This window comes from Jiella flava (genome assembly GCF_017349315.1).
GTDB lineage: Bacteria > Pseudomonadota > Alphaproteobacteria > Rhizobiales > Rhizobiaceae > Jiella > Jiella flava.
This window is the reverse complement of the sequence record NZ_JAFMPP010000005.1, coordinates 1-21,750: the sequence shown is the minus strand read 5'-3', so window position 1 is coordinate 21,750 and position 21,750 is coordinate 1. Positions and strand designations below refer to the sequence as shown.

The 21,750-nt window shown below is 64.1% G+C and carries 19 protein-coding genes and 1 pseudogene; 13 read left to right on the top strand and 7 right to left on the bottom strand.

Translation table 11 applies throughout. The features are described 5' to 3' along the window. The first annotated feature begins 93 nt into the window (after window positions 1–93). From J1C48_RS07390 to upp, 6 genes are all read left to right on the top strand, one after another. On the top strand, window positions 94–474 hold the full coding sequence (locus tag J1C48_RS07390) for a pilus assembly protein N-terminal domain-containing protein (protein ID WP_231081715.1): 381 nt from the start codon (window positions 94–96) through the stop codon (window positions 472–474). Between the two features lie 205 nt (window positions 475–679). After that, a complete protein-coding gene (locus J1C48_RS07385) occupies window positions 680–1,237 on the top strand; it encodes a TadE/TadG family type IV pilus assembly protein (protein ID WP_207257190.1) in 558 nt (185 codons plus the stop codon). Further along, the gene (locus tag J1C48_RS07380) at window positions 1,237–1,827 is read left to right on the top strand and encodes a TadE/TadG family type IV pilus assembly protein (RefSeq protein WP_207257189.1); all 591 of its coding nucleotides are present in this window, start codon (window positions 1,237–1,239) and stop codon (window positions 1,825–1,827) included. Before J1C48_RS07385 ends, J1C48_RS07380 begins: the two co-directional genes overlap by 1 nt. A 99-nt stretch (window positions 1,828–1,926) precedes the next feature. Next, window positions 1,927–3,123 (top strand): phosphopentomutase, encoded by a 1,197-nt coding sequence (locus tag J1C48_RS07375; RefSeq protein ID WP_207257188.1) that lies wholly within the window; start codon window positions 1,927–1,929, stop codon window positions 3,121–3,123. Next, window positions 3,120–4,151 carry an adenosine deaminase gene (locus tag J1C48_RS07370; protein WP_207257187.1) on the top strand — a complete coding sequence of 344 codons (1,032 nt, stop codon included), beginning with the start codon at window positions 3,120–3,122 and terminating at the stop codon, window positions 4,149–4,151. The genes J1C48_RS07375 and J1C48_RS07370 overlap by 4 nt, the downstream gene beginning before the upstream one ends. A 180-nt stretch (window positions 4,152–4,331) precedes the next feature. Continuing rightward, window positions 4,332–4,961: a uracil phosphoribosyltransferase gene (gene upp, locus J1C48_RS07365; protein ID WP_207257186.1), complete on the top strand. Its 630-nt coding sequence runs from the start codon at window positions 4,332–4,334 to the stop codon at window positions 4,959–4,961. A gap of 24 nt (window positions 4,962–4,985) precedes the next feature. On the opposite strand, the gene J1C48_RS07360 is transcribed toward upp, so the two are convergent. Then, the gene (locus tag J1C48_RS07360) at window positions 4,986–5,147 is read right to left on the bottom strand and encodes a DUF3563 family protein (protein WP_207257185.1); all 162 of its coding nucleotides are present in this window, start codon (window positions 5,145–5,147) and stop codon (window positions 4,986–4,988) included. Window positions 5,148–5,431: 284 nt separating this feature from the next. Next, a complete protein-coding gene (locus J1C48_RS07355) occupies window positions 5,432–6,988 on the bottom strand; it encodes a catalase (RefSeq protein ID WP_207257184.1) in 1,557 nt (518 codons plus the stop codon). Between the two features lie 137 nt (window positions 6,989–7,125). Between J1C48_RS07355 and J1C48_RS07350 the strand changes: the two genes are divergently transcribed. The 4 genes from J1C48_RS07350 to J1C48_RS07335 all read left to right on the top strand — a co-directional run bounded on the left by J1C48_RS07350 (window position 7,126) and on the right by J1C48_RS07335 (window position 12,453). Further along, on the top strand, window positions 7,126–8,034 hold the full coding sequence (locus J1C48_RS07350; RefSeq protein ID WP_207257183.1) for a LysR substrate-binding domain-containing protein: 909 nt from the start codon (window positions 7,126–7,128) through the stop codon (window positions 8,032–8,034). 188 nt (window positions 8,035–8,222) lie between these two features. Then, window positions 8,223–9,995, top strand: coding sequence for an adenylate/guanylate cyclase domain-containing protein (locus J1C48_RS07345; RefSeq protein ID WP_207257182.1), 1,773 nt, complete (start codon window positions 8,223–8,225; stop codon window positions 9,993–9,995). 119 nt (window positions 9,996–10,114) lie between these two features. Beyond that, a complete protein-coding gene (locus tag J1C48_RS07340; RefSeq protein ID WP_207257181.1) occupies window positions 10,115–11,269 on the top strand; it encodes a PQQ-dependent sugar dehydrogenase in 1,155 nt (384 codons plus the stop codon). A gap of 110 nt (window positions 11,270–11,379) precedes the next feature. Further along, a complete protein-coding gene (locus tag J1C48_RS07335) occupies window positions 11,380–12,453 on the top strand; it encodes a Gfo/Idh/MocA family protein (RefSeq protein ID WP_207257180.1) in 1,074 nt (357 codons plus the stop codon). 19 nt (window positions 12,454–12,472) lie between these two features. Here the strand turns inward: J1C48_RS07335 and guaB are convergent, their stop codons facing one another. After that, on the bottom strand, window positions 12,473–13,972 hold the full coding sequence (gene guaB / locus J1C48_RS07330) for an IMP dehydrogenase (protein ID WP_207257179.1): 1,500 nt from the start codon (window positions 13,970–13,972) through the stop codon (window positions 12,473–12,475). A gap of 288 nt (window positions 13,973–14,260) precedes the next feature. Between guaB and purU the strand changes: the two genes are divergently transcribed. Beyond that, window positions 14,261–15,112 (top strand): formyltetrahydrofolate deformylase, encoded by an 852-nt coding sequence (gene purU, locus J1C48_RS07325; protein WP_207257178.1) that lies wholly within the window; start codon window positions 14,261–14,263, stop codon window positions 15,110–15,112. A 308-nt stretch (window positions 15,113–15,420) separates the two neighbouring features. On the opposite strand, the gene J1C48_RS07320 is transcribed toward purU, so the two are convergent. After that, window positions 15,421–16,572: a Gfo/Idh/MocA family protein gene (locus J1C48_RS07320; protein WP_207257177.1), complete on the bottom strand. Its 1,152-nt coding sequence runs from the start codon at window positions 16,570–16,572 to the stop codon at window positions 15,421–15,423. Between the two features lie 401 nt (window positions 16,573–16,973). On the opposite strand from J1C48_RS07320, the gene J1C48_RS07315 reads away from it, so the two are divergent. After that, window positions 16,974–18,023 carry an acyltransferase family protein gene (locus J1C48_RS07315; protein ID WP_207257176.1) on the top strand — a complete coding sequence of 350 codons (1,050 nt, stop codon included), beginning with the start codon at window positions 16,974–16,976 and terminating at the stop codon, window positions 18,021–18,023. Between the two features lie 55 nt (window positions 18,024–18,078). On the opposite strand, the gene gyrB is transcribed toward J1C48_RS07315, so the two are convergent. Beyond that, the gene (gene gyrB / locus J1C48_RS07310; RefSeq protein ID WP_207257175.1) at window positions 18,079–20,517 is read right to left on the bottom strand and encodes a DNA topoisomerase (ATP-hydrolyzing) subunit B; all 2,439 of its coding nucleotides are present in this window, start codon (window positions 20,515–20,517) and stop codon (window positions 18,079–18,081) included. 163 nt (window positions 20,518–20,680) lie between these two features. On the opposite strand from gyrB, the gene J1C48_RS07305 reads away from it, so the two are divergent. Continuing rightward, the gene (locus J1C48_RS07305) at window positions 20,681–21,112 is read left to right on the top strand and encodes an acyl-CoA thioesterase (RefSeq protein WP_231081714.1); all 432 of its coding nucleotides are present in this window, start codon (window positions 20,681–20,683) and stop codon (window positions 21,110–21,112) included. Between the two features lie 6 nt (window positions 21,113–21,118). On the opposite strand, the gene J1C48_RS07300 is transcribed toward J1C48_RS07305, so the two are convergent. Beyond that, window positions 21,119–21,610 carry a GGDEF domain-containing protein gene (locus tag J1C48_RS07300; protein ID WP_207257173.1) on the bottom strand — a complete coding sequence of 164 codons (492 nt, stop codon included), beginning with the start codon at window positions 21,608–21,610 and terminating at the stop codon, window positions 21,119–21,121. Between the two features lie 27 nt (window positions 21,611–21,637). Beyond that, window positions 21,638–21,750, bottom strand: a pseudogene (locus J1C48_RS07295) (IS110 family transposase); the annotation flags it as partial.

The following is a 21,750-nucleotide window of genomic DNA, read 5'->3' as shown; positions in this document are numbered from 1 at the left end:
CGCGCAATGTTGCCCTGCCGTCTGATCTCTTCCTTTTTCTGCGCCGCGATCCTGATTTCGGTCGGCCTGGGCGCAGCAAAGGCCGATGAGCGGATGATCATGGTCGACATGGATCAGGCCAAGGTGATCCAACTCGATCGGCCGGCCAACACGGTCATCGTCGGCAATCCGTCGATTGTCGACGTGCAGGTTCTGTCCAGCAACCGCCTTGTGATGACCGGCAAGGCAAGCGGCATCACCAACATCGTCATTCTCGATCAAAAGGGCAATCCAATCGTCGACGAGAGGGTCTCGGTCGGTACCTTCGAAAAGGATACGGTGCGGGTTTACCGCCAGGCGAGCCGCGCGACCTATGCCTGCACGCCCGAGTGCGTGCCGACGGCCACTGTGGGCGACGATATGGAAAACTTCGGCGTGGCGATCCAGCAGCAGACCCAGCGCCAAAACATCGCCGAACAAGCCGCCAAAAACTGAGGCCCCCGGGGCCGGCAGGCGACAGGCGCGGCGAATGTCTGTCACATCGCCGTCGCAGAAGCATCGCATGGATCGCGCGGCGGTTCGCCACGCAACTGTTGCGATCTGTCGAACACGCCCATTTTGGATGTCAAACGTAACGGTTTTCTAAGGCCCAGCTGTGATACTCTCCGGCTTTGATCTCGATGCCGTACAAGGGCTGCCGATGCACGCAGACGCTGGACCGACGAGCGCCGCCTCTTCCAGGCCGAAGCGCCGGGGCATCCTGCCCTTTCTGCGCGACAGACATGGCGTAACGACGATCGAATTCGCCATTCTTGCCTTTCCCTTCTTCGTTCTGATGCTCATCCTGCTCGAGACCGCGACGACCTTCATGGCAGAGCTGGTGATGGATCGCGCCGTCGCGAAAATCGGCCGCGAGGTCCGCACCGGCCAGATCACCGAGGCGGAGATGAACGAAGCGGCATTCAAGCAAAAGCTTTGCGACGAGGTCAATTTCCTGTTCGACTGCTCGAAGCTTCAGATCGATCTGAAGACCTATACGTCGTTCGGAGACGTGCCGACGAGTGTGCCGATGAAGGATGGCGACATCGATTCCAGCGGCTTTTCCTATTCGACGCCGTCCGGCGGAAAAATCACCGCGCTCAAGGCCTATTACAAATGGCCAATCGACATCGATTTCCTGCGCGATCTGATCACCGACACCAAGGATCACAGCTTCATCATCGTCGGCAGCGCTGCCTTCATCACGGAGCCCTATTGATGGCACGGCTCTGCGAAACGGTCCTTTTCGCCGTTGAAAGCGCCGCCGCGCGCCTGCTTTGCCTTGCCCGCGATCGTCGCGGTGCCGCCGCGGTCGAATTCGCCCTGGTCGTCCCCTTCATCGCGCTTCTCTATATGGCGGGCTCCGATACCACCATCGCACTGTCGATCAATCGCAAGATCCACAATGCGGCCAGCACCATCGGCGACCTTGTCGGTCAGGTCACGGCGGTCACCCCATCCGAACTGAACGGCCTGCTCAACGTCACCGCCTCCTTGATGCAGCCCTATGACGCATCGAAGATCTTCCTGCGTGTCACGCAGGTGAAGATCGACGCGAACGGCAAGGCGACGGTGGACTGGACGCGCTCGCGCAACACCTTGGTCGGAACCACCGAGCTTCATGCCGGCGACGTCTACACCCTGCCCAGCGCCTTCGCCGGCCGAACGTCAACCTATTTCATCGTCGCGGAAGCCTATTACTCCTACGAGACCTTCAGCGGTTTTGGCCTAGTCGGCCCGATCGTCATGGGCGAGACCAGCTATATCACTCCGCGCCTCTCCGACCACGTGACCTGCAGCGGCTGCTGACCGGCGCTCGCGGTCTGTCGATCGACAGGCGCATTCCCACATATTGACCGCAAGGATGTCGGTGCGCTCTCTTGCGTCGACGCGGACGAAAGGAGCGACATGGCGCGGGCGATCATCATGGTCCTCGATTCCTTCGGGATCGGCGCCGCGCCGGATGCCGCGGCATTCGGCGACGAGGGGGCCGATACCTTCGGCCACATCGCGGCGGCCTGCCAAGCGGGCGAAGCCGACAAGCCGGGATTGCGCCGGGGTCCGCTTGCCCTTCCCAATCTCGAACGGCTCGGCCTGTTTGCCGCCGCGGGGCGCGGCGGGTCGGTGCTGCGCCCGCAGGCCATCTGGGGCTCAGCGATGGAAATCTCCCATGGCAAGGACACGCCGTCCGGCCACTGGGAGATCGCCGGCGTGCCGGTGCTCTTCGACTGGGGCTATTTTCCCCAAACGATTCCCGCTTTCCCGGCCGAGTTGATCCGGCAGATCGTCGACGAAGCCGACCTTCCTGGAATCCTCGGTGACAAGCATGCCTCGGGCACCGAGATCATCCGCGAACTCGGCGAAGCCAGTATCGCGACCGGCAAGCCGATCTTCTACACCTCGTCCGACAGCGTTCTACAGATCGCCGCGCATGAAGAGCGTTTCGGCCTCGATCGGCTGTTCGCCCTTTGCGCCATCGCCCGCCGCCATCTCGATCCGCTGAATATCGGCCGGGTGATCGCTCGACCCTTCATTGGCGAAAGTGCCGAAAGCTTCACTCGGACGGCCAATCGGCGCGACTATTCCGTTCCTCCCCCCCAGCCGACCTTGCTTGAACGCGCCGTAGCAAGCGGCCGCAGCGTCCATGCCATCGGCAAGATCGCCGACATCTTCGCCCATCGCGGCATCTCGCAATCGCTGAAGGGCGATGGGAATATGGCGCTGTTCGATCGCATGCTCGAAGCTCTCGACGGCGCCAAGGACGGCGATTTGATCTTCGCCAATTTTATCGACTTCGACATGATCTATGGCCATCGTCGAAACGTCGTCGGCTACGCCGCCGCCCTGGAAGCCTTCGATGCCCGCCTGCCGGAACTGGAGCAGCGAATGCGCCGCGGTGACCTCGCGATCGCCACCGCCGACCATGGCTGCGATCCGACCTTTGCCGGCACCGACCATACCCGCGAGGTCGTTCCGGTGCTCGCCTTCGGCCCCGATGTCGAGCCGAAACCGATCGGCCGGCGCGAGAGTTTTGCCGATATCGGAGAGAGTGTCGCCGCCCATCTCGGTCTTTCCCCCGGCGAACACGGCAGAAGCTTCCTTTGAGGGTTTCATCAAACTCGGAAACGCCGCCACGCTTTCCCCTCGCCGAGCTGCATTGCCATATCGAGGGCGCCGCTCCGCCCGCGCTCGTTCAAGAGCTCGCCAGCCGATACGGGGTCGACGTCTCGGCGATCTTGCGCAACGGCGCGTATGTCTGGCACGATTTTTCCAGCTTCATCACCGCCTATGATCTTGCATCGACGGTATTTCGAACCGAAGCTGATTATGCCGATCTCGCCCATGCCTATCTCACCGGCATCGCCGCCGACGGCGCGCTTTATGCGGAACTCTTCATCTCCCCCGATCATGCGACCGCAAGCGGCATCGCGCCCGAACGCTATGCCGCGGGGATTGCGGACGGCATCGCCCGGGCGCGCGCAGAGACCGGCATCGAAGCCCGCATGATCGTCGTCGGTGTCCGCCATCTCGGTGCTGAAGCCGTCGAAGCGGCCGCCCGGTTTGCCGCCGAAGCGACTGTCCCCCTTATCACCGGATTCGGATTGGCCGGCGACGAGCGGCAGGGAGACCCGCGCGACTTTATCCGCGCCTTCGACATTGCCCGCGACGCCGGGCTCGGGCTTACCGCCCATGCCGGCGAATTATGCGGAGCCGAAAGCGTGCGCAGCGCCATCGCGGCGCTGAAACCTTCGCGCATCGGCCACGGCGTTCGCGCGATCGAGGATCAAGATCTCGTCCGGCAGATCGTTGATGCGGGCATTGTCCTTGAAATCTGCCCTGGCTCGAATCTGGCACTCGGCGTCTTTCCCAGCCTCGCCGAACACCCGTTGAAACGACTGTTCGAAGCCGGCGTCCGGGTCACCCTCGGTTCGGACGACCCACCCTTCTTTCAGACCGATCTTCGCCGCGAATTCGCGCTTGCCGCCAAGATCGGGCTCGACGCCGCGCACCGCCTCGCCTTCACGCGCACGGCGCTGGAAGCGGCTTTCATCGAAGAGGATGTGCGCCGCCAACTGCTGGACCGCCTGCAAGTCGCGGCGATCGCGGGTGGCGCGCCGGCAACGAGGCCGTAGCGGATTGCTCACGGATATGCCCAAGGCGGCGGGCGCCACCGCGCCGTTTTGTCTTGCGCCGCCTTTGAAAAGCGATTTTGGTTTGGGGATCGATGCTGTAGACCCGACGTCAAGGCGTGAGCCTGGGGCGGCGGCGGTCGCCCGCAAACGCAACGCGAACGACAAAAAAAGCGAGACCTCATGGACGGCGTTACCGTCATCGACCACCCGCTGGTGCAGCACAAGCTGACGATCATGCGCGACAAGGAAACCTCGACGGCGAGCTTCCGCCGCCTGCTCCGCGAGATTTCGACGCTGTTGTGCTACGAGGTCACGCGCAATCTCGACTTGACGACAAAGCAGATCGAGACCCCGCTCGCGACGATCGACTCGCCGACGCTCGAGGGGAAGAAGCTGGTCTTCGCCTCGATCCTGCGCGCCGGCAACGGCCTCTTGGAAGGTATGCTCGATCTGGTTCCGGCAGCGCGCGTCGCCCATATCGGCCTGTATCGCGATCACGACACGCTGCAGCCGGTGGAATATTATTTCAAGGCGCCGGAAAACCTCGCCGACCGCCTCATCATCGTCGTCGATCCAATGCTGGCGACGGCCAACTCGGCCATCGCCGCAATCGACAAGCTGAAGGAGCGCGGTGCGCGCAACATTCGCTTCTTGTGCCTGCTCGCGGCGCCGGAGGGCCTCGAACGCTTCTGTTCAAGTCATCCGGACGTCCCGGTGTTCACCGCCGCGATCGATAACCAATTGAACGAAAAGGGCTACATCGTTCCCGGCCTCGGTGATGCCGGCGACCGGATGTATGGAACGAAGTAATTTCCGAGGGCCGACCCGGATCGATCAGAACGGGAATCGACCCATTGCGGAGAACAAGCCGCGATCGATCTCGCGCTGCCGCCGCTCAAGATCGATCAAAGAGACCGATTGTTCGAGATAGTTGCGTTCGCGGGACTCGCGGCTCTCGCCACCAAGGATCGAGCGGAGTTTCGTGGTGAATTTCATGGCATCTCTCCTGCTTGCGGTGCTGACGTAAGACGTCTTGTGCGCCGCAGCAATCGGGGCGCTCGCATCGCAGCCATGCAGCCCTGGGAGGGCCTGTCCGATCGGTCGCAGGGCGTTCTACAGCATCGGCCCGAAAATCGATTCCGATTGTCGCGTCGATACTGTAACGGTGCCGCAAAGAGCACACGCACAAAGGGCCGGAGCGTGACGCTCCGGCCCTTTGTCATTTCATCTCGCGAAAACGCCCAACGCTTGGTCGGCCGCTCGACCGAGCGTTCCGACGGTCATTCGGCCGCCTGCGGGCGGTCACCGGCGGCGTTGCCTTCGGTCTGCTGCGGCGTGTTGCCGGTCACCGGGTGGGAGTTGGCCTGATACTCGGCCGAGGCGTTCGCGTCATTCCATGCCGCCCGCACGCCCGCCTCGTAAGCCGGGTCGACCTGCTTGAGATGGCCAAACCAACGCTCGGCGATCTCGGAGGGGATGCCGGCCATGGCGCCACCCATATTCTTGTAGAGGCGCTGGCGCTGCTCCTCATTCATCACCTTGGTGACGAGCGCGCGAACCTGGGCGTAGTCGTCATACCGGGTGTGATCATAGCGGGCGGCATCGCCGGAGATCTTCAGCGGCGGCTCTTGAGCTGAGCGGTCTTCGAGGGCCGCGCCCTGATCGCCATAGGAATTCGGCTCGTAATAGGCGTTCTCGTTGCCGGTGCGCACGCCGCCGAACACGTTCATCGTGCCGTCCTTGTGGTAGTTATGGACCTCCATGACCGGGCGGTTCACCGGGATCGTCTCGTAGTGGGTGCCGAGCCGGTAGCGATGGGCGTCGGCGTAGGAAAAGACGCGAGCCTGCAGCATTCTGTCCGGCGAGAACGAGATGCCCGGCACGATGTTCGACGGCGAGAAGGCGGCGTTCTCGATCTCGGCGAAGTAGTTGTCCGGGTTCCGGTTCAGCTCGAAATAGCCAACGTCGATCATCGGGAACTGGTCATGCGGCCAGACCTTGGTGAGATCGAACGGATTGAAGTCGCAGGTCTCGGCGTCAGTCTCGGCCATCACCTGGATCTGGAACTTCCAACGCGGATACTGCCCGTCCTCGATCGCGTTGAACAGCCGCTCCTGGTAGCCCTCGCGGGTCTTGCCGATGATCTGTTCGGCTTCATCATTGGTGAAGAAGTCGTGGCCCTGCTGGGTCTTGTAGTGGAACTTGACCCAATATCGCTCGCCGGCATCGGTCCACAGCGAGTAGGTATGGGAACCATAGCCGTTCATGTGCATCGGTGACTGCGGCAGGCCGCGGTCGGACATCAGGATCGTCACCTGATGCAGCGCCTCGGGCGACAGCGACCAGAAGTCGAACATGGCGGTCGGCGAGCGCATGTTGGTCTTGGGATGACGCTTCTGAGTATGGATGAAGTCCGGGAACTTGTACGGATCGCGGACGAAGAAGACCGGCGTGTTGTTGCCGACCATGTCCCAGTTGCCGTCCTCGGTGTAGAACTTCAGCGCGAAACCGCGCACGTCCCGCTCGTGATCGGCCGCGCCCTGTTCGCCGGCGACCGTCGAAAAGCGCGCCAGCATCGGCGTCTCGACACCCTTCTGCAAGCACTTGGCCTTGGTGTATTTTGAGATGTCTTCGGTGATCACCAGCTTGCCATGAGCACCCCAGCCCTTGGCGTGAACCGTTCGCTCTGGAATGCGCTCGCGGTTTTGATGCGCGAGCTTCTCGATCAGCTGATAATCCTGCAAGAGCAGCGGGCCGCGTTCGCCCGCGGTCAGCGAATCCTGGTTATTCGGCCAGGGGGCACCGGCGGAGGTGCGAAGAGTGTTGCGATCAGCCATGAAAGGCCTCCCTCGTCTTCGAATGGCAGCCCGTGTTGATGCACGGGCCTTGGAATTCTTCCAAAACGTTATGTAGGAATGGCGCAATCATCTCCAATCGTATTTCTTCCGCCACACGATCAGCATAACTTATCGCGATGCTCACACTCCGACAGATCCGCTATTTTCAGACCCTTGCCGAGACACATCATTTTGGTCGCGCGGCGAGGCGCCTGAACATCAGTCAGCCGGCGCTCTCCGGTCAGATTGCGCAACTCGAAGATCTGATGGGCACCGCGCTGTTCACCCGCGGGCCGGCCGGCGTGTTTCTCACTGCCGACGGCGAGCTTGTCGCCGACCGGGTGCGGCGGATCCTGACCGAAGTGCGCGATCTGGAAAGTCTCGCCGACCGCAAGGCCAGTGTCCTTGGCAGCCGCCTGCGGGTCGGCATGATCGCGACTGTCGCCCCCTATCTCCTGCCACGGCTGCTGCCGGTCCTGGCCGCCGAGGTTCCCGGTCTCGAATGCCAGGTGCGTGAAAGCATCACCGAACGCTTGATCGAGGATCTGAAGAACGGCGAAATCGATTGCGCGGTGTTGGCCGAGCCGCTGGAAGCGCCGGATGTCGAGACGATCACGCTGTTCGACGATCCCTTCCACCTCGCGGTCCCGGCTAATCTCGCAGCGACGCTGCCCGATCCCGTGCCGCTGCACGAACTCTCGCGCCAACGCATGATTCTCCTTGAGGAAGGGCACTGTCTGCGGACACAGGCGCTCGACATCTGCCGCATCGCCGGTGATCACGAATTGGCGAGGCTCGGAGCGACGAGCCTGACGACAATTCTTCGCATGGTCGCCGGCGGACTCGGCGCAACACTGATCCCCGACATGGCCGTTGCCGACGAGGCCAAGGGCGACGGAATCGCGATTATGCGGATGACTGCCCCAGCCCCCTCGCGGCGCCTGGTGCTGACCTTCCGCCCGACCGCCGTTCGCCGGAATGATTACGCAGCGTTCGCCGAAATCCTCTGTCGATCGATGGACAAGGCAAGTCCGCTGGGAGCATAGGGAACGTCCGCGCCGTTCCTTTCCTTCCCTTTCGACCGATGCCGGGCGATCGGCAGGAAGCTGCGCTGCGGAATCGACATGCACAGGCCGCCGATCGGGTGGGCTGGGTTTGTGACCCACGGGAAGATGGGGCCTCCCGTCAAAGGCAAAACCTTGCGGCGGCAAGCATTGGGGCGGAAAGAATCGCGATGGGCCCGTTCATCAGTCAGCGCCGATCCCCCGGCACCATCCGCCGCGCGTTGCGGCGAAAAATTCCCGCCCCGCTGCGCAATCCATTGCGCTGGCGGCTCGTCTCCGGCGTCATTCTCTTCGCCTATTCGGCAACCCATCTCATCAATCACGCGCTTGGCAACATCTCGCTCGACGCACTCGGGGCGGGCGCCCGACTCAAAATCCTGGTCTGGGACAATCCTGTCGGCACGGTGCTGCTTTATGGTGCTCTACTGGTACATGTCGTGCTGGGTCTGAACGCCATCGTCACCCGCTATAACTGGCGCCTGCCCATCGCCCAGATCGTCCAGGCGATCACCGGTCTCGCCATCCCGATCCTGTTGCTGCCGCACATTGTCGACACCCGCGGGGCGGAAGCGTTCTGGGGCGTGCGGGTCGGCTACCGGCAGCTTTTGTCACAGCTCTGGCCGGGCGGGATCCTGCTGCAGACCGTGCTGCTCGCTTTGGTCTGGATGCATGGCTGCATCGGCATCCACCAATGGCTGCGGGCCAAGCCCTTCTACGCCAAGTCCGTCACCGGCTTTGCCGCTTTGGCGACGGCAATGGTGATCTTCGCCTTTACCGGTTTCATCACCGGCGGGCGGGCCGTCGTCGCAGCCGGCGGCGCGCCCGGCATTCCGCCAGAGATTCTCGCCGCAGCCAACACCACCCGCAATGTCGTCCTCGCCGGCCTGGCGATGCTGGCGCTGTTCCATGTCGCACGCCCGCTGCTCAGACGCGGCCGGCGGCGGCTGGTCATCGTCTATGAGGCTGGTGACGGCGGCAAGCAGGCGGTTGTGGCGCGCAGGGGCGGCACCGTCCTCGATGCCAGCCGCGCCGCGGAAATCCCGCATGCATCGGCCTGCAACGGCCGGGCGCGGTGCTCCACCTGCCGCGTCCTGGTGCTCAAAGGACACGACGCGGCCGCCGATCCCCCGAATGTCGCAGAACGACAGTTGCTGGCCAAGATCAAGGCGCCACCGAACGTTCGCCTCGCCTGCCAGTACCGCCCGAGCCGAGACATTGTGGTACGCCGCCTGGTCGGTGCCGGCGAGATCTACGCCACCGCCCCCGCCGATGATCCCTACCGCTTCGGCGTCGAGCGCGAGGTCGTGGCACTTTTTGCCGATCTGCGCGGCTTCACCGGCATCTCCGAACGATGGCTGCCCTATGACGTCGTCCATCTGCTCAATGCCTATTTCGACCGCGTGGCGCGGCAGATCGAGGCCCATGGCGGCGAGATCGACAAGTTCATGGGCGACGGCGTGATGGCGCTGTTTTCCAAGCCCGGCAAGATCGAGGACTCGGCTCGCGACGCCCTTCAGGCCGCCTGCGCCATCCTGCAGACCGTCGAGGCGATGAACGCCGAAAACGCTCGGGAGTGGGAAAGCCCGCTGCGGGTTGCAATCGGCGTCCATGGCGGCCCGGCGATCTTCGGCCAGATCGGCGGCGGCACCACTCCCCGCCTTACCCGAACCGCCCTCGGTCGGACGATCAACACCGCGTCGCGGCTGCAGGATTTCGCCAAGACCCATGAGGCCGCGCTGGCCGTCTCGGCCGAGATGGCGGCGCTGGCGGAAATCGGCGAAGCGGTGGGCGGCGAACGGCGGATCGCCGAATTGCGCGGCACGACCCGGTCACTGGAGGTATTGCTGTTCCACGATACTGCCAGGCTCAGCCAGAGCCTCGGACGGACAGGCGAGACAGGAATGCCGGCCATGGCCGGTCACGACAGGGTGAAGCCGGTTTGAGCGTTGCGGGTCTCTCAACCGCAGCCAGAACGCCCATATCGTCACCAACCGGCATGCCGGTGAGCCTGATCTCAAGACAGGCTTGCCATCGCATTGCACCACGCTTGGGAGAACCATCCATGTTTCGCATGTCATCGCTCGCCGCCGCCCCCCTCTTGAGTGCCCTCGCCTTCGCCCTGCCCGCCGAGGCTGAAACGACGGTCGAAAGCTCGAAGGGGACGACGATCGCGGTTGCGCCCGTCGCCGAATTCAACGAGCCCTGGGCAATGACCTTCCTTCCAGACGGCTCGATGCTGGTGACGGAAAAGTCCGGCACGCTCCTGCATGTCGCGGCCGACGGTCAGGAGAAGACCCCGGTCGCCGGCACCCCGGCCGTCGCCTATGGCGGCCAGGGCGGCCTCGGCGACGTGGTGCTGCATCCGAACTTTGCGGAGAACCGTCTCGTCTATCTGACCTTTGCCGAAGAGGGCGAAGGCGGCCAGGGGGCGGCCGTCGCACGCGCCCGCCTGGCCGTTGACGACGGCGAGCGCCCGCGGCTGGAAAATGTCGCGGTGATCTGGCGCCAGGTGCCGAAGGTCTCCGGCATGGGGCATTACTCCCACCGCATCGCCTTTGGCCCCGACGGCATGATGTTCGTCACCTCGGGCGAACGGCAGAAAAAGACCCCGGCGCAGGCGATGGACAGCAATCTCGGCAAGATCGTCCGCCTGCATGACGACGGCGCCGTGCCGAGCGACAATCCATTCCAGAGTGACGGCGAGATGGCCAGGCAGTTCTGGACGATCGGCCATCGCAACATGCTCGGCCTCGCTTTTGACGGCGGCGGCCAGCTCTGGGCGCATGAGATGGGCCCGCGCGGCGGCGACGAACTGAACCGCATTGAAAAGGGCGCCAATTACGGCTGGCCGAACGTCTCGAATGGCGAAAATTACGACGGCAGCCCGATCCCCGACCATGCGACCAGCGACGCCTATACCAAGCCGGAAATTTCCTGGACCCCGGTGATCGCACCGGCCGGATTCGTCATCTATGACGGCGATCTCTTCGCCGACTGGAAGGGCGACGGCCTGATCGGCGGCCTGCGCAGCCAGGCCCTCGTCCATGTCGCCTTCGAGGACGGCGGCCAGGGTGGCACGGCAACGGAGGTTGAGCGCTTCGACATGGGCCAGCGCGTCCGCGAAGTCGAACAGGGCCCGGACGGCGCCCTCTTCGTCCTCGAGGACGGCCCTGGCGGTCGCCTGCTGAAACTGACGCCGGCGAGCACTGCGAAGTAATCTCAGGCCACGTCGGCTGTAACCATTCGGCGAGTTGCTCGCGGTAGGGTGAGAGGCAAAGGAGGGGATTTCGCCCTCCCGTCCGACTGCCTCGAACCCGGAGCGCCCCGATGACGACATTGCCCATCCGCTGGGGCATCCTTGGCACCGGCCAGATCGCCCGGCGGTTCGCCAACGATCTCGCCTTTGCCGAAAAGGGGCGGCTTGCCGCCATCGGCTCGCGCGACAAGGCGCGGGCCGATGCCTTTGCCGCGGCGCTCGATCCGGACGGGCGAATGGCGCTTGTCGCCGACACGACGCCGGCGATCCTTGCGCGCGCCGATGTCGACGCGATCTATGTCGGTACGGTCAATCGCGCCCACGCGGCTCTCGCGGTCACGGCGCTCGCCGCCGGCAAGCCGGTGCTGATCGAAAAGCCGCTGGCGGTAACGCCAAACGAAGCGGCGGCGATCCAAGAGGCCGCCAGCACGCACAACCGCCTCGCCATGGAAGCGATGTGGATGCTGTTCACGCCGGGCATTGTCAGATTGAAAGCGGAGCTTGCCGCGGGAGCGGTCGGCAGCGCCAAGAGCCTGTCGGCCAATCTCTCCTATGCCCGGCCCTATCGATCGGAGACCGCGCTCTTCGACCCAGAGAGCGGCGGCGCCCTGCTCGATCTCGGCGTCTATCCGGTGGCGCTCGCGTTGCATCTCTTCGGGCCGGCCAGCGACGTCCAGGCGATCGTCGAGCGCAACGATCGCGGCAGCGTGCGGCAGGCGGCGCTGATCGCCCGCCACGGCGCGGTTCTGGCCAAATTGTCTTGCGGCTTCGAAACCGAGGGGCCGAACGGCGCGACGGTCTCTGGCGAACATGGCAGGTTGGCGGCGGTCGGCCCGTTCTTCTGTCCGCCGGCCTTGATGCTGAAACGCCATTTCGCGGGCGCAGCGCTTGACGCCCGCACCGCTGGCGCCGCGGCGCCAGCGGTGACCGGCAAGGCGCGGTTCTTACGGCTTGCCAATTATCGCCGCATGGTTTCGTCCCTGAAGGCCAAGCCGATCCCGACGCCCTATCGCGGCAGCGGCCTGCAATATCAGGCCGACCATTTCGCCGCGTGTCTTCAGGCCGGCCTGACCGAGAGCCCTGTGCATCCGCTCTCGGCCAGCATCGCCGCGCTGGCGATTCTCGACGCGGCGATGCGCCGCTAATCCCCTCTGCGGCAGAGCCCTAATTGCCTGGATAGTTGGGGCTCTCGCGGGTGATCGTCACGTCGTGCGGATGGCTCTCGCGCAGGCCGGCATTGGAGATGCGGATAAAGCGGGCCCTGGCGCGCAGCGCGGCGAGATCGACCGCGCCGACATAGCCCATTGCTGCGCGCAGCCCGCCGGCCAGTTGATGCAGCACCGCCGCGACCTGACCCTTATAGGCGACCTGGCCCTCGATGCCCTCGGGCACCAGCTTCAACGTATCGCGCACCTCGGCCTGGAAGTAGCGATCGGCCGAGCCGCGCGCCATCGCGCCGACCGAGCCCATGCCGCGATAGGCTTTGTAGGAGCGGCCCTGATGCAGATAGATCTCGCCGGGACTCTCCTCGGTTCCGGCCAGCAGTGAGCCGACCATCGCCGCCGCCGCGCCGGCGGCCAGCGCCTTGGCGATATCGCCGGAAAATTTGATGCCGCCATCGGCGATGATCGGAATGCCGGCCTGATCAGCCGCCTCGAAGGCGCTCATGATCGCAGACAGTTGCGGCATGCCGACACCGGCGACGACACGGGTGGTGCAGATCGAACCCGGGCCGATGCCGACCTTGACGCCGTCGGCGCCGACATCGATCAGCGCTTTGGTGCCCTCGGCCGTCGCCACATTGCCGGCGATGATCTGGACATTGTTGGAAATCCGCCGGGCGCGGGCGACCGCGTCGAGCACGCGCTGGGAGTGGCCGTGAGCGGTGTCGATGACCAGGAGGTCGACGCCGGCGTCGATCAGCCGCTCGGCCCGCTCGAAGCCGTCGTCGCCGACACTGGTCGCCGCCGCCGCGAGCAGCCGGCCCTGGCCATCCTTCGCCGCATTGGGGTTGAGCTGGGACTTCTCGATGTCCTTGACGGTGATCAGCCCGATGCACTGCTCCTCGGCATCGACCACCACCAGCTTTTCGATGCGGTGCTGATGCAGCAGCCGCTTGGCCTCTTCCTGGGCCACCGACTCGCGCACGGTGACAAGGCCGGTGCAGGTCATCAGTTCGGAGATCGGCTGACGGTCGTCATCGGCGAAACGCACGTCGCGATTGGTGAGAATGCCGACCAGCCGGCCGCGAGTCTGGCCGCCGAGGCCGCCATTTTCGACCACCGGAATACCGGAGATCTTATGGGAGGCCATCAGCGAGCGCGCGTCGCCCAAGGTGGCGTCCGGTCCGATGGTGACCGGGTTGACCACCATGCCGCTCTCGAACTTCTTCACCTGCCGCACTTCCTCGGCCTGTTCGGATGGCGAGAGGTTGCGGTGGATAACGCCGATGCCGCCGGCCTGGGCCATGGCGATGGCGAGCCGCGACTCGGTCACCGTGTCCATCGCCGCCGACAGGATCGGCAGATTGAGTTCCAGCGACTTGGTGATCTTGGTCCGGATATTCGTTTGGCCGGGCATGACCTCAGAATGTCCGGGCTGCAGGAGCACGTCGTCGAAGGTCAGCGCGGTCGCGCCGGTCGGGGTTTCGATGATCTCGGCCATGCCATGCCTCCGGTCAAGGCTCGCGGCGCTGTCGCGGCGCGTCAAAAGGAATGGCAAGGGCTGCTACCACGCGATTATGACAATGGGAAGCAGGCTTGACGAAGAAGCAGACGGACGACAAGGGTTTTCCCCCGCGCAGCCGACCCGTGACGGCGAGACCGAGGCCGTTTTCGACGCTCGGCGCTGGAAAGGCGAAGGGGCTTCTGGCAATCAAGCGTTTCAACGTCGCAACGATCGCGCCGGCACACGCCAACACGCGGAACCCCACGACCGGCAAAAGGGCCCTTTATGTCCAAGACCCATATCATCACGCTCTCCTGCGAAGACCGGCCGGGCATCGTCGCCGGGCTGACGACGGAACTCTTCGAGGCCGGCGCCAACATCGCCGAGAGCGCGCAATTCTGGGATCGCGACACCGGCCGCTTCTTCCTGCGCATCGCCGCTGAGTTTCAGACAAAGACGGCGCGCGACAGCCTGGAGCGGCAGCTCGCCCCGCTGGTCGCTCGCTTCGGCATGCATCTGAAGATCGCCGACGCGGCCCGCCGGCCGAAGATCATCGCGATGGTCTCAAGTTTCGACCACGCCTTGCTACACTTGCTCTACCAGATCCGCACCGGCTGGCTGAACGCCGAGGTGGTGGCGATCGTCTCCAACCACGAAGCCAGCCGGCCGACCGCCGAGCGCAACGACATCCCCTTCTATCACTGGCCGGTGACCCAAGAGACCAAGGCCGAGCAGGAGGATAAGCTGATCACGCTGGTGCGCGAGAGCGACTGCGACCTCGTGGTGCTCGCCCGCTATATGCAGATCCTCTCAGACAATCTGTCGACGCGACTGTCGGGCAAGGTGATCAACATCCACCACTCCTTCCTGCCGAGCTTCAAGGGCGCCAAGCCCTATCACCAGGCCCATAAGCGGGGCGTCAAGCTGATCGGCGCGACCGCCCACTACGTGACCGCCGACCTCGACGAAGGCCCGATCATCGAACAGGAGACCGAACGCGTTTCCCACGCGCTCTCGCCCGACGATCTCGTCGCCACCGGCCGCGACATCGAAAGCCGGGTGCTTGCCCGCGCCGTCAAGCTGCATCTGGAAGGCCGGGTGATGCTGAATGGCGCACGGACGGTGGTGTTTGGGTGATGGGACAGCGGCTGTGATGGCGAGTGCTGCAATCACGGCGCGCCCCTCTTTGACAGCCGTTGGCCGCTTGAGGCTTTTTTCTGCGACGTCGACGCAATCGACTGGATCCTCGGGCTCCGTCTTGAGGATCCAGAACGCCGCTGGCAGAGAGCGCGACAAAATCCGTTCGAGGGCCCTTCGGCAAAAGCGCCGAGCAGCGGCTCGAAATCGCGGCCGGCCGCTGTCATGACTGAAACGCTGGTCTGCAACCGAATGATCGGCCCGCTGCAGATCCGATCACCAATCGAACCAATTCAATCAATCCTCTCTTACCCTCCCACCGCGAATGTCGTGCGGGGCCGATAGGGCATCGCGTAACGATCGGCGTTTTGGGCGACGAGGGCGACTTCGGTGATGTGGCGCGCGAAGTCGGCGCCATATGCAAGGGGACTGCCGGCGGCGGTCGCTTTGGCGATCGCTGCGGGACCGCGGGAAAAATCCATCTTCGACGATGTTTTCGGCACCCGCGCGTCGACCTTCGGCATCGCCAGCCGGCGGCCGAACCAGTGCCGTCCCGGCTTGCCGCGCTCCAGCCGGCGCAGCACCTTGCCGAAGATCGGCAGCCGCGATTGCCAATGGCCCATCGGATCGCGCTGATAGATTGGCGAGGCATAGTCCCAGGCTTCGCTTAAGGACAGAATGCCCTCCGTCCCGATGACGTGCAGCGAGCGATCCTTCGGCGCGGCGAGACCGCAGCTGAGGCGGGCGACGACGCCGCCGGCAAAGGTCAGACAGGCGATCGACAGGTCGTTGGCGAGCGCGTCGGGCGGCTGGCCGGTGCCCTTGTCGTCGAAGCAGCGATGGGCGAAAGCCGTCATCTCCACCACCGGGCCGAAATAGGCGCACAGCCAGCTGAGATAGTACCCGGCGTGCTCCAGCGTCGCGCCGACGGCAAATTCGTCGCGGGCCGGCCAAGGCGCGCCGGACGGGCTGGTCCAGTCGGCATAAGGCTCGCGAAACACCATGCCGTCTTCCATCTCGGCATAGACCAGCCGGACATCGCCAATGCGCTTGTCGGCGATCGCCGCACCGAGGGTCTGGGCCGCCTCGCCGAGATAGGAACAGGGCGCGGCGGCGAGCATCAGATCGCCCGCCTTGGCAAGACGGACAAGATCGTCCGCATCCTCGATCGTCATCGCGAGGGGTTTTTCCGAATAGACGTGATGACCGGCTGCAAGCGCCGCCTTGGAAATCGCGTAGTGGCTGCCTGGATTGGTGAGGTTCAGCACGAGTTCGAGGCCGGGCTCGGCGAGCAGCGCCGCGAAGCTTTCGGTCATCCGCACGCCGAAATAGGCGCCGAAACGACGGCTGGCGACAGGATCGCGATCAAACGCGCAGATCAGCTCAAGCTCGGGATGATTGGCGAGCGTCAGCATATAGTAGTCGGCGACAAAGCCGCAGCCGACGATCGCGATCTTCATCAGGAGGTCCTCACCCGGAGCGTTTGGGCCGAAGTCTGACCGGCACCGGTAAAAAAACCGCGACCGCGGTTAGAATACCGATACGGAAGCCGGGGGCCGCCGCGTCGACACCACCTTCGCCGCAGCAGCTCAGACAGGCGCCCCGATGGCCGGAGCGAGACGGGGAGATTGCACACGCCGGACCGCGATCATCGCCATTCGTCTGCTTCGAGATAATCGGCCACAACGCCACGCCGATTCGATAATCTTGTAAAAATACAATAATATAAATTTATTAAATTCCTTATATACTTTCGGGGATAAACTTTTCCTCAAATATTCCGCAGGCATTACAGATCATCGAGTTGCAGGATTCGCGCCTGCTCTTGCCGTTCAGCCACCGAACCAGGCCGGATACTGCGATGATCGTGAATCTCCAATATTTGCGTGGGATCGCCGCGATGATGGTGGTGACCTTTCACATCACCGATTCGCCCGGCCGGCTGGGCGCGGCTTTGGTGCTCCCCTCCTTCAGCGTCGGCCAGGCCGGCGTCGACATTTTCTTCGTTCTCAGCGGCTTCATCATGTGGGTCACGACCGCCCGCCGGTCAGAGACGCCGGGCGGATTTTTCCTGCGGCGTGTGGAGCGGATCGCCCCGCTCTACTGGCTGCTCACCCTGGCACTGACGGCCGTCGCTCTGACCGCCCCTTCGCTCTTGCGCGCGACCCAGTTCGACGCCCTGCATTTCACCGGCTCGATGCTGTTCCTGCCGGTGATGCATCCGACCCTGCATCTCTATAATCCGGTGCTGTTCGTGGGATGGACGCTGAATTACGAAATGGCGTTCTATCTGCTGTTCGCCGCCGCGCTGTTTTTGCCGCAGTGGGCACGGCTGACGATGTTGATGCTTGCGCTGACAGGGCTGGTGCTGGCCGGCCTGATCGCGCAGCCGACAGGTGTCGTCGCCTTCTATACGCAGCCGATCATCCTCGAATTCGCCTTCGGCGTCCTGATCGGGGTTCTCTACCAATCCGCCGTGAGCTTTCGCCGAACCTTAGCGCTGGCGCTGCTTGCCCTCGGTGCGCTAGCGCTCGCTTTGGCGAGCCGAGGCGAACACTCGCCGATCCTCTCCGGCCTGCCGGCTACGTTAATCGTCCTCGGCGCGGCGATGCATGAGAAGAAGGGCGCGCCCCTTTTTGCCTCGCGCCCGCTGCTGCTTCTCGGCAATGCGTCCTATTCGATCTATCTGACGCATATCCTGACAATTCCGATCTGCCAGATCGTCTGGCAGATCCTCGGCCTGCCGGTGAACGGTGCTTTTGTCGCGCTTTATATCGCCACCCTCACCAGCGCCTGCGCGCTCGGCGGGATCATCACCTACTTCATCCTGGAGCGACCGCTTCTCGCGCTGACGCGCGGCACGAAGCGAGCGCGTCGGCCGCAGCTCGAACCGGCCGGACCGCCCCACTGACGCAGAGGAGCGAGCCAACGGCCCGGCTTGTCCTCACACCAAGAGCCACGCGTCGTCAGATGTCGAGATTGGCGACCTGCAGGGCGTTGTCCTGGATGAATTCGCGCCGCGGCTCGACCTCGTCGCCCATCAGCTTCGAAAACAGCTGGTCGGCATCGGTGGCATCCTGAACCTTGACCCGTACCAGCGTGCGCGCCTCGGGATCGAGCGTCGTCTCCCAGAGCTGCTCAGGATTCATCTCACCGAGACCCTTATAGCGCTGGGTGGCGATGCCCTTGCGGCCGACTTCGAACACCGCCATCAACAGCTCAAGCGGGCCCGAGATCGGCCGCTCGGTCTCCTTGCGGCGCAGCACCGGCACGCCGCCGTCATAGACGTCCTTCAGCCGCGGCGCCTGGCGCATCAGCTGCAGCGCGTCGCCGGAGTTCAAAAGCGCCGCGTCGAGAATGCGCAGCTCGGTGACACCGCGCACGGTACGGGCGAAACGATAGCCGCCATCGGCCGCCTCGCCGGCCCAGCCGCGCTCGGTCTCTTCGGCGATGAGGTCGAGCCGCTCGGCGATCCGCCGCGCCGTGTCCGGCCCGTTCTGGGGATGGTCGGCAACCTCCGGCGACAGCGCGCCGAGGATCGCCGCCTGCTCGACGACCGAGCGATCGTAGCGCGAATGCAGGCCCGACAGCACTTGGCGCACCGCCAGCGCATCGTCGACGACGGCCCGAAGATCGCGGCCGACGCGCACCTCGCCATTCGGCAGCGTCAGCGACGCATCGTCGAGGCCGCCCTCGATCAGATAGTTTTCGAGCGCCTTCTCGTCCTTGAGATACTGGCTCTGCTTGCCGCGCGTCACCTTGTAGAGCGGCGGCTGGGCGATGAAGACGTGGCCGCGTTCGATCAGCTCCGACATTTGGCGGAAGAAGAACGTCAGAAGCAGGGTGCGGATATGGGCGCCATCGACATCGGCGTCCGTCATGATGATGATCTTGTGGTAGCGCAGCTTGTCGGCGTTGAACTCGTCCTTGCCGATCGACGTGCCGAGCGCGGTGATCAGCGTGCCGATCTGGTCCGAGCCGAGCATCCGGTCGAACCGTGCGCGCTCGACATTGAGGATCTTGCCTCGAAGCGGCAGGATCGCCTGATTCTGCCGCGAGCGCGCGCCTTTGGCCGAGCCGCCGGCCGAGTCACCCTCGACGATGAAGATCTCGGATTTGGCCGGATCGCGCTCCTGGCAGTCGGCGAGCTTGCCGGGCAGCGAGGTGATGTCGAGAGCACCCTTGCGGCGGGTCAGGTCGCGCGCCTTGCGGGCCGCCTCGCGGGCCGAGGCCGCCTCAATCACCTTGGCGACAAGCACCCTGGCTTCCTGCGGATGCTCTTCGAGCCAGGTGGAGAGTGCCTCATTGACGAGCCCTTCCACCACCGGCCGCACCTCGGAGGAGACCAGCTTGTCCTTGGTCTGGGATGAGAATTTCGGATCCGGCACCTTGACCGAAAGGACGCAGGTCAGCCCCTCGCGGCAATCGTCCGCCGTCAGCGTCACCTTCTCCTTCTTCATCGCGCCGGAGGCGTCTGCATAGCCCGTCACCTGGCGCGTCAAGGCGCCGCGAAAGCCGGTGAGATGCGTGCCACCATCGCGCTGGGGAATGTTGTTGGTGAAGCAGAGGACGGTCTCGTTGTAGCTGTCGTTCCACCACAGCGCCGCTTCGACCGTGATGCCGTCCTTCTCCCCGGCCAGGGCGATCGGATCGGAAATCAACGGCTTGCGCGCCCGGTCGATGTAGCGGGCGAAGGCCTCGAGCCCGCCCTCGTAGAACAGTTCGATCCGCTTCTCGTCGGCCGGTCGCTTGTCGGTGAGGATGATGCGCACACCGGAATTGAGGAAGGCGAGTTCGCGCAGCCGATGCTCCAGCGTCGCATAGTCGAAGCTTGTCACACCCTTGAACGTCTCGAAGGAGGGCATGAAGGAGATCGCCGTGCCCGTCTCATCGCCGGCGTCGCCCGTCACCGCCAGCGGCGAATCGGGTACGCCGTGGGTGAAAGCCATTTCGTGGATCTGACCTTTGCGACGGATCTTCATCTTCAGCCAGCTCGACAGCGCGTTCACCACCGAGACGCCGACGCCGTGCAGGCCGCCGGAGACCTTATAAGAGTTCTGGTCAAACTTGCCGCCGGCATGCAGCTGGGTCATGATGACCTCAGCCGCCGAGACTCCCTCACCTGAATGCACGTCGGTCGGAATGCCGCGGCCGTTATCGGTCACAGTGCAGGAGCCGTCGGCGTTCAACGTGACGGTGACGTGCGTCGCATGGCCGGCCAGCGCTTCGTCGATGGCGTTGTCCACCACCTCATAGACCATGTGATGCAGGCCGGAGCCGTCGTCGGTATCGCCGATATACATGCCGGGCCGCTTGCGGACCGCGTCCAATCCCTTGAGAACCTTGATCGAATCTGCGCCGTATTCGGCAGCGGCTGCGGGGATTGTCTCGAGGGGTTCTGACATGATGGTCCTTGATCGCGGGCCGGTCGCCGAAAGCGACGAATCGACCGAAATGACAGCTTTTATATAGGGACTCTGACGCGTTGACGAAAGCGTTTCCCGCCTCTACCCGCTCTCCTGACAGACACGCGCCATGCGGCCTGCCTTGGACCGCGAGAGGACGATCGTGAGCGAGCCTGCCCTGAACGACTTCACCTTCCGGACCCGCGACAAGCTGCGCTACGGCGACACCGATCGCCAGGGCCATGTCAACAATGCCGTGTTTTCGACCTTCTTCGAGACGGGACGCGTGGAGATGCTGCATAGCGGCGAGGCCCCGCGGCCGGCCGGGACGGCCTTCGTCGTCGCCCACATCGCCATCGACTTTCGCCGCGAGGTGACCTGGCCGGGCGAGGTCGAGATCGGCACGGGCCTGGCCGTCATCGGCCGAAGCTCGCTGCAAATGCGCCAGGGCATCTTCCAGAACGGGCAATTTTGCGCCCGCGCCGAGACGGTGATCGTCCTGATCGACGAGGAAACCCGCAAGGCGACGCCGCTGCCGGACGACATGCGCAGCCGTCTCGCGCCGCTTGTCGTCACCGGCGAGAGCCCGTTCTGAAATGGATTACCGGTCCGGAACGAGTGCGGCGTCGACGCGGGATATCAGCGTCGACGTGCGCGTTCCAATGAACAGCGGCTCCTTGCGACCGACGAAATAAAGGCGAGCGCGTCCGCCTTGCTTGGCTTCGTAGAGCGCCTTATCGGCCCGCGAGAGCAGGTCGCGCAGATCCGACTTTGGATGCAAAATCGCAGCACCGCCAGACAGTGTCACGACGACCTCAGAGAACTGACCGCCGCCGATTTCATAAACTTTAAAGCAGATGCCTTCCGCCAATCGCTCGCCGAACAGGCGGGCGGCCTCGATTCCTCCCTCGACGAGGATCAGCGCGAACTCCTCGCCGCCGAAACGCGCCACGATTTCGCCCTTGCGCACCAGCTCCTGCAGTCGCTGCGCCACCGCCTGCAGACAGGCATCGCCGATGGGGTGCCCATAGGTGTCGTTGACACGCTTGAAATAGTCGATGTCGAGCAGCACCAGCACCCCTGACTCGACCATCGCGGCCTGGGTGAAAAAGCAACGGTGTTAGGGGTCAAGCCCGGCAGCGGCGTAGTCGCGCATTCTGGCGTTGAGGATGATGATCATCTTGCGGATGACGGCGACAAGGGCGACCTTGCCCGGTTTCCCTCTGCTGCGAA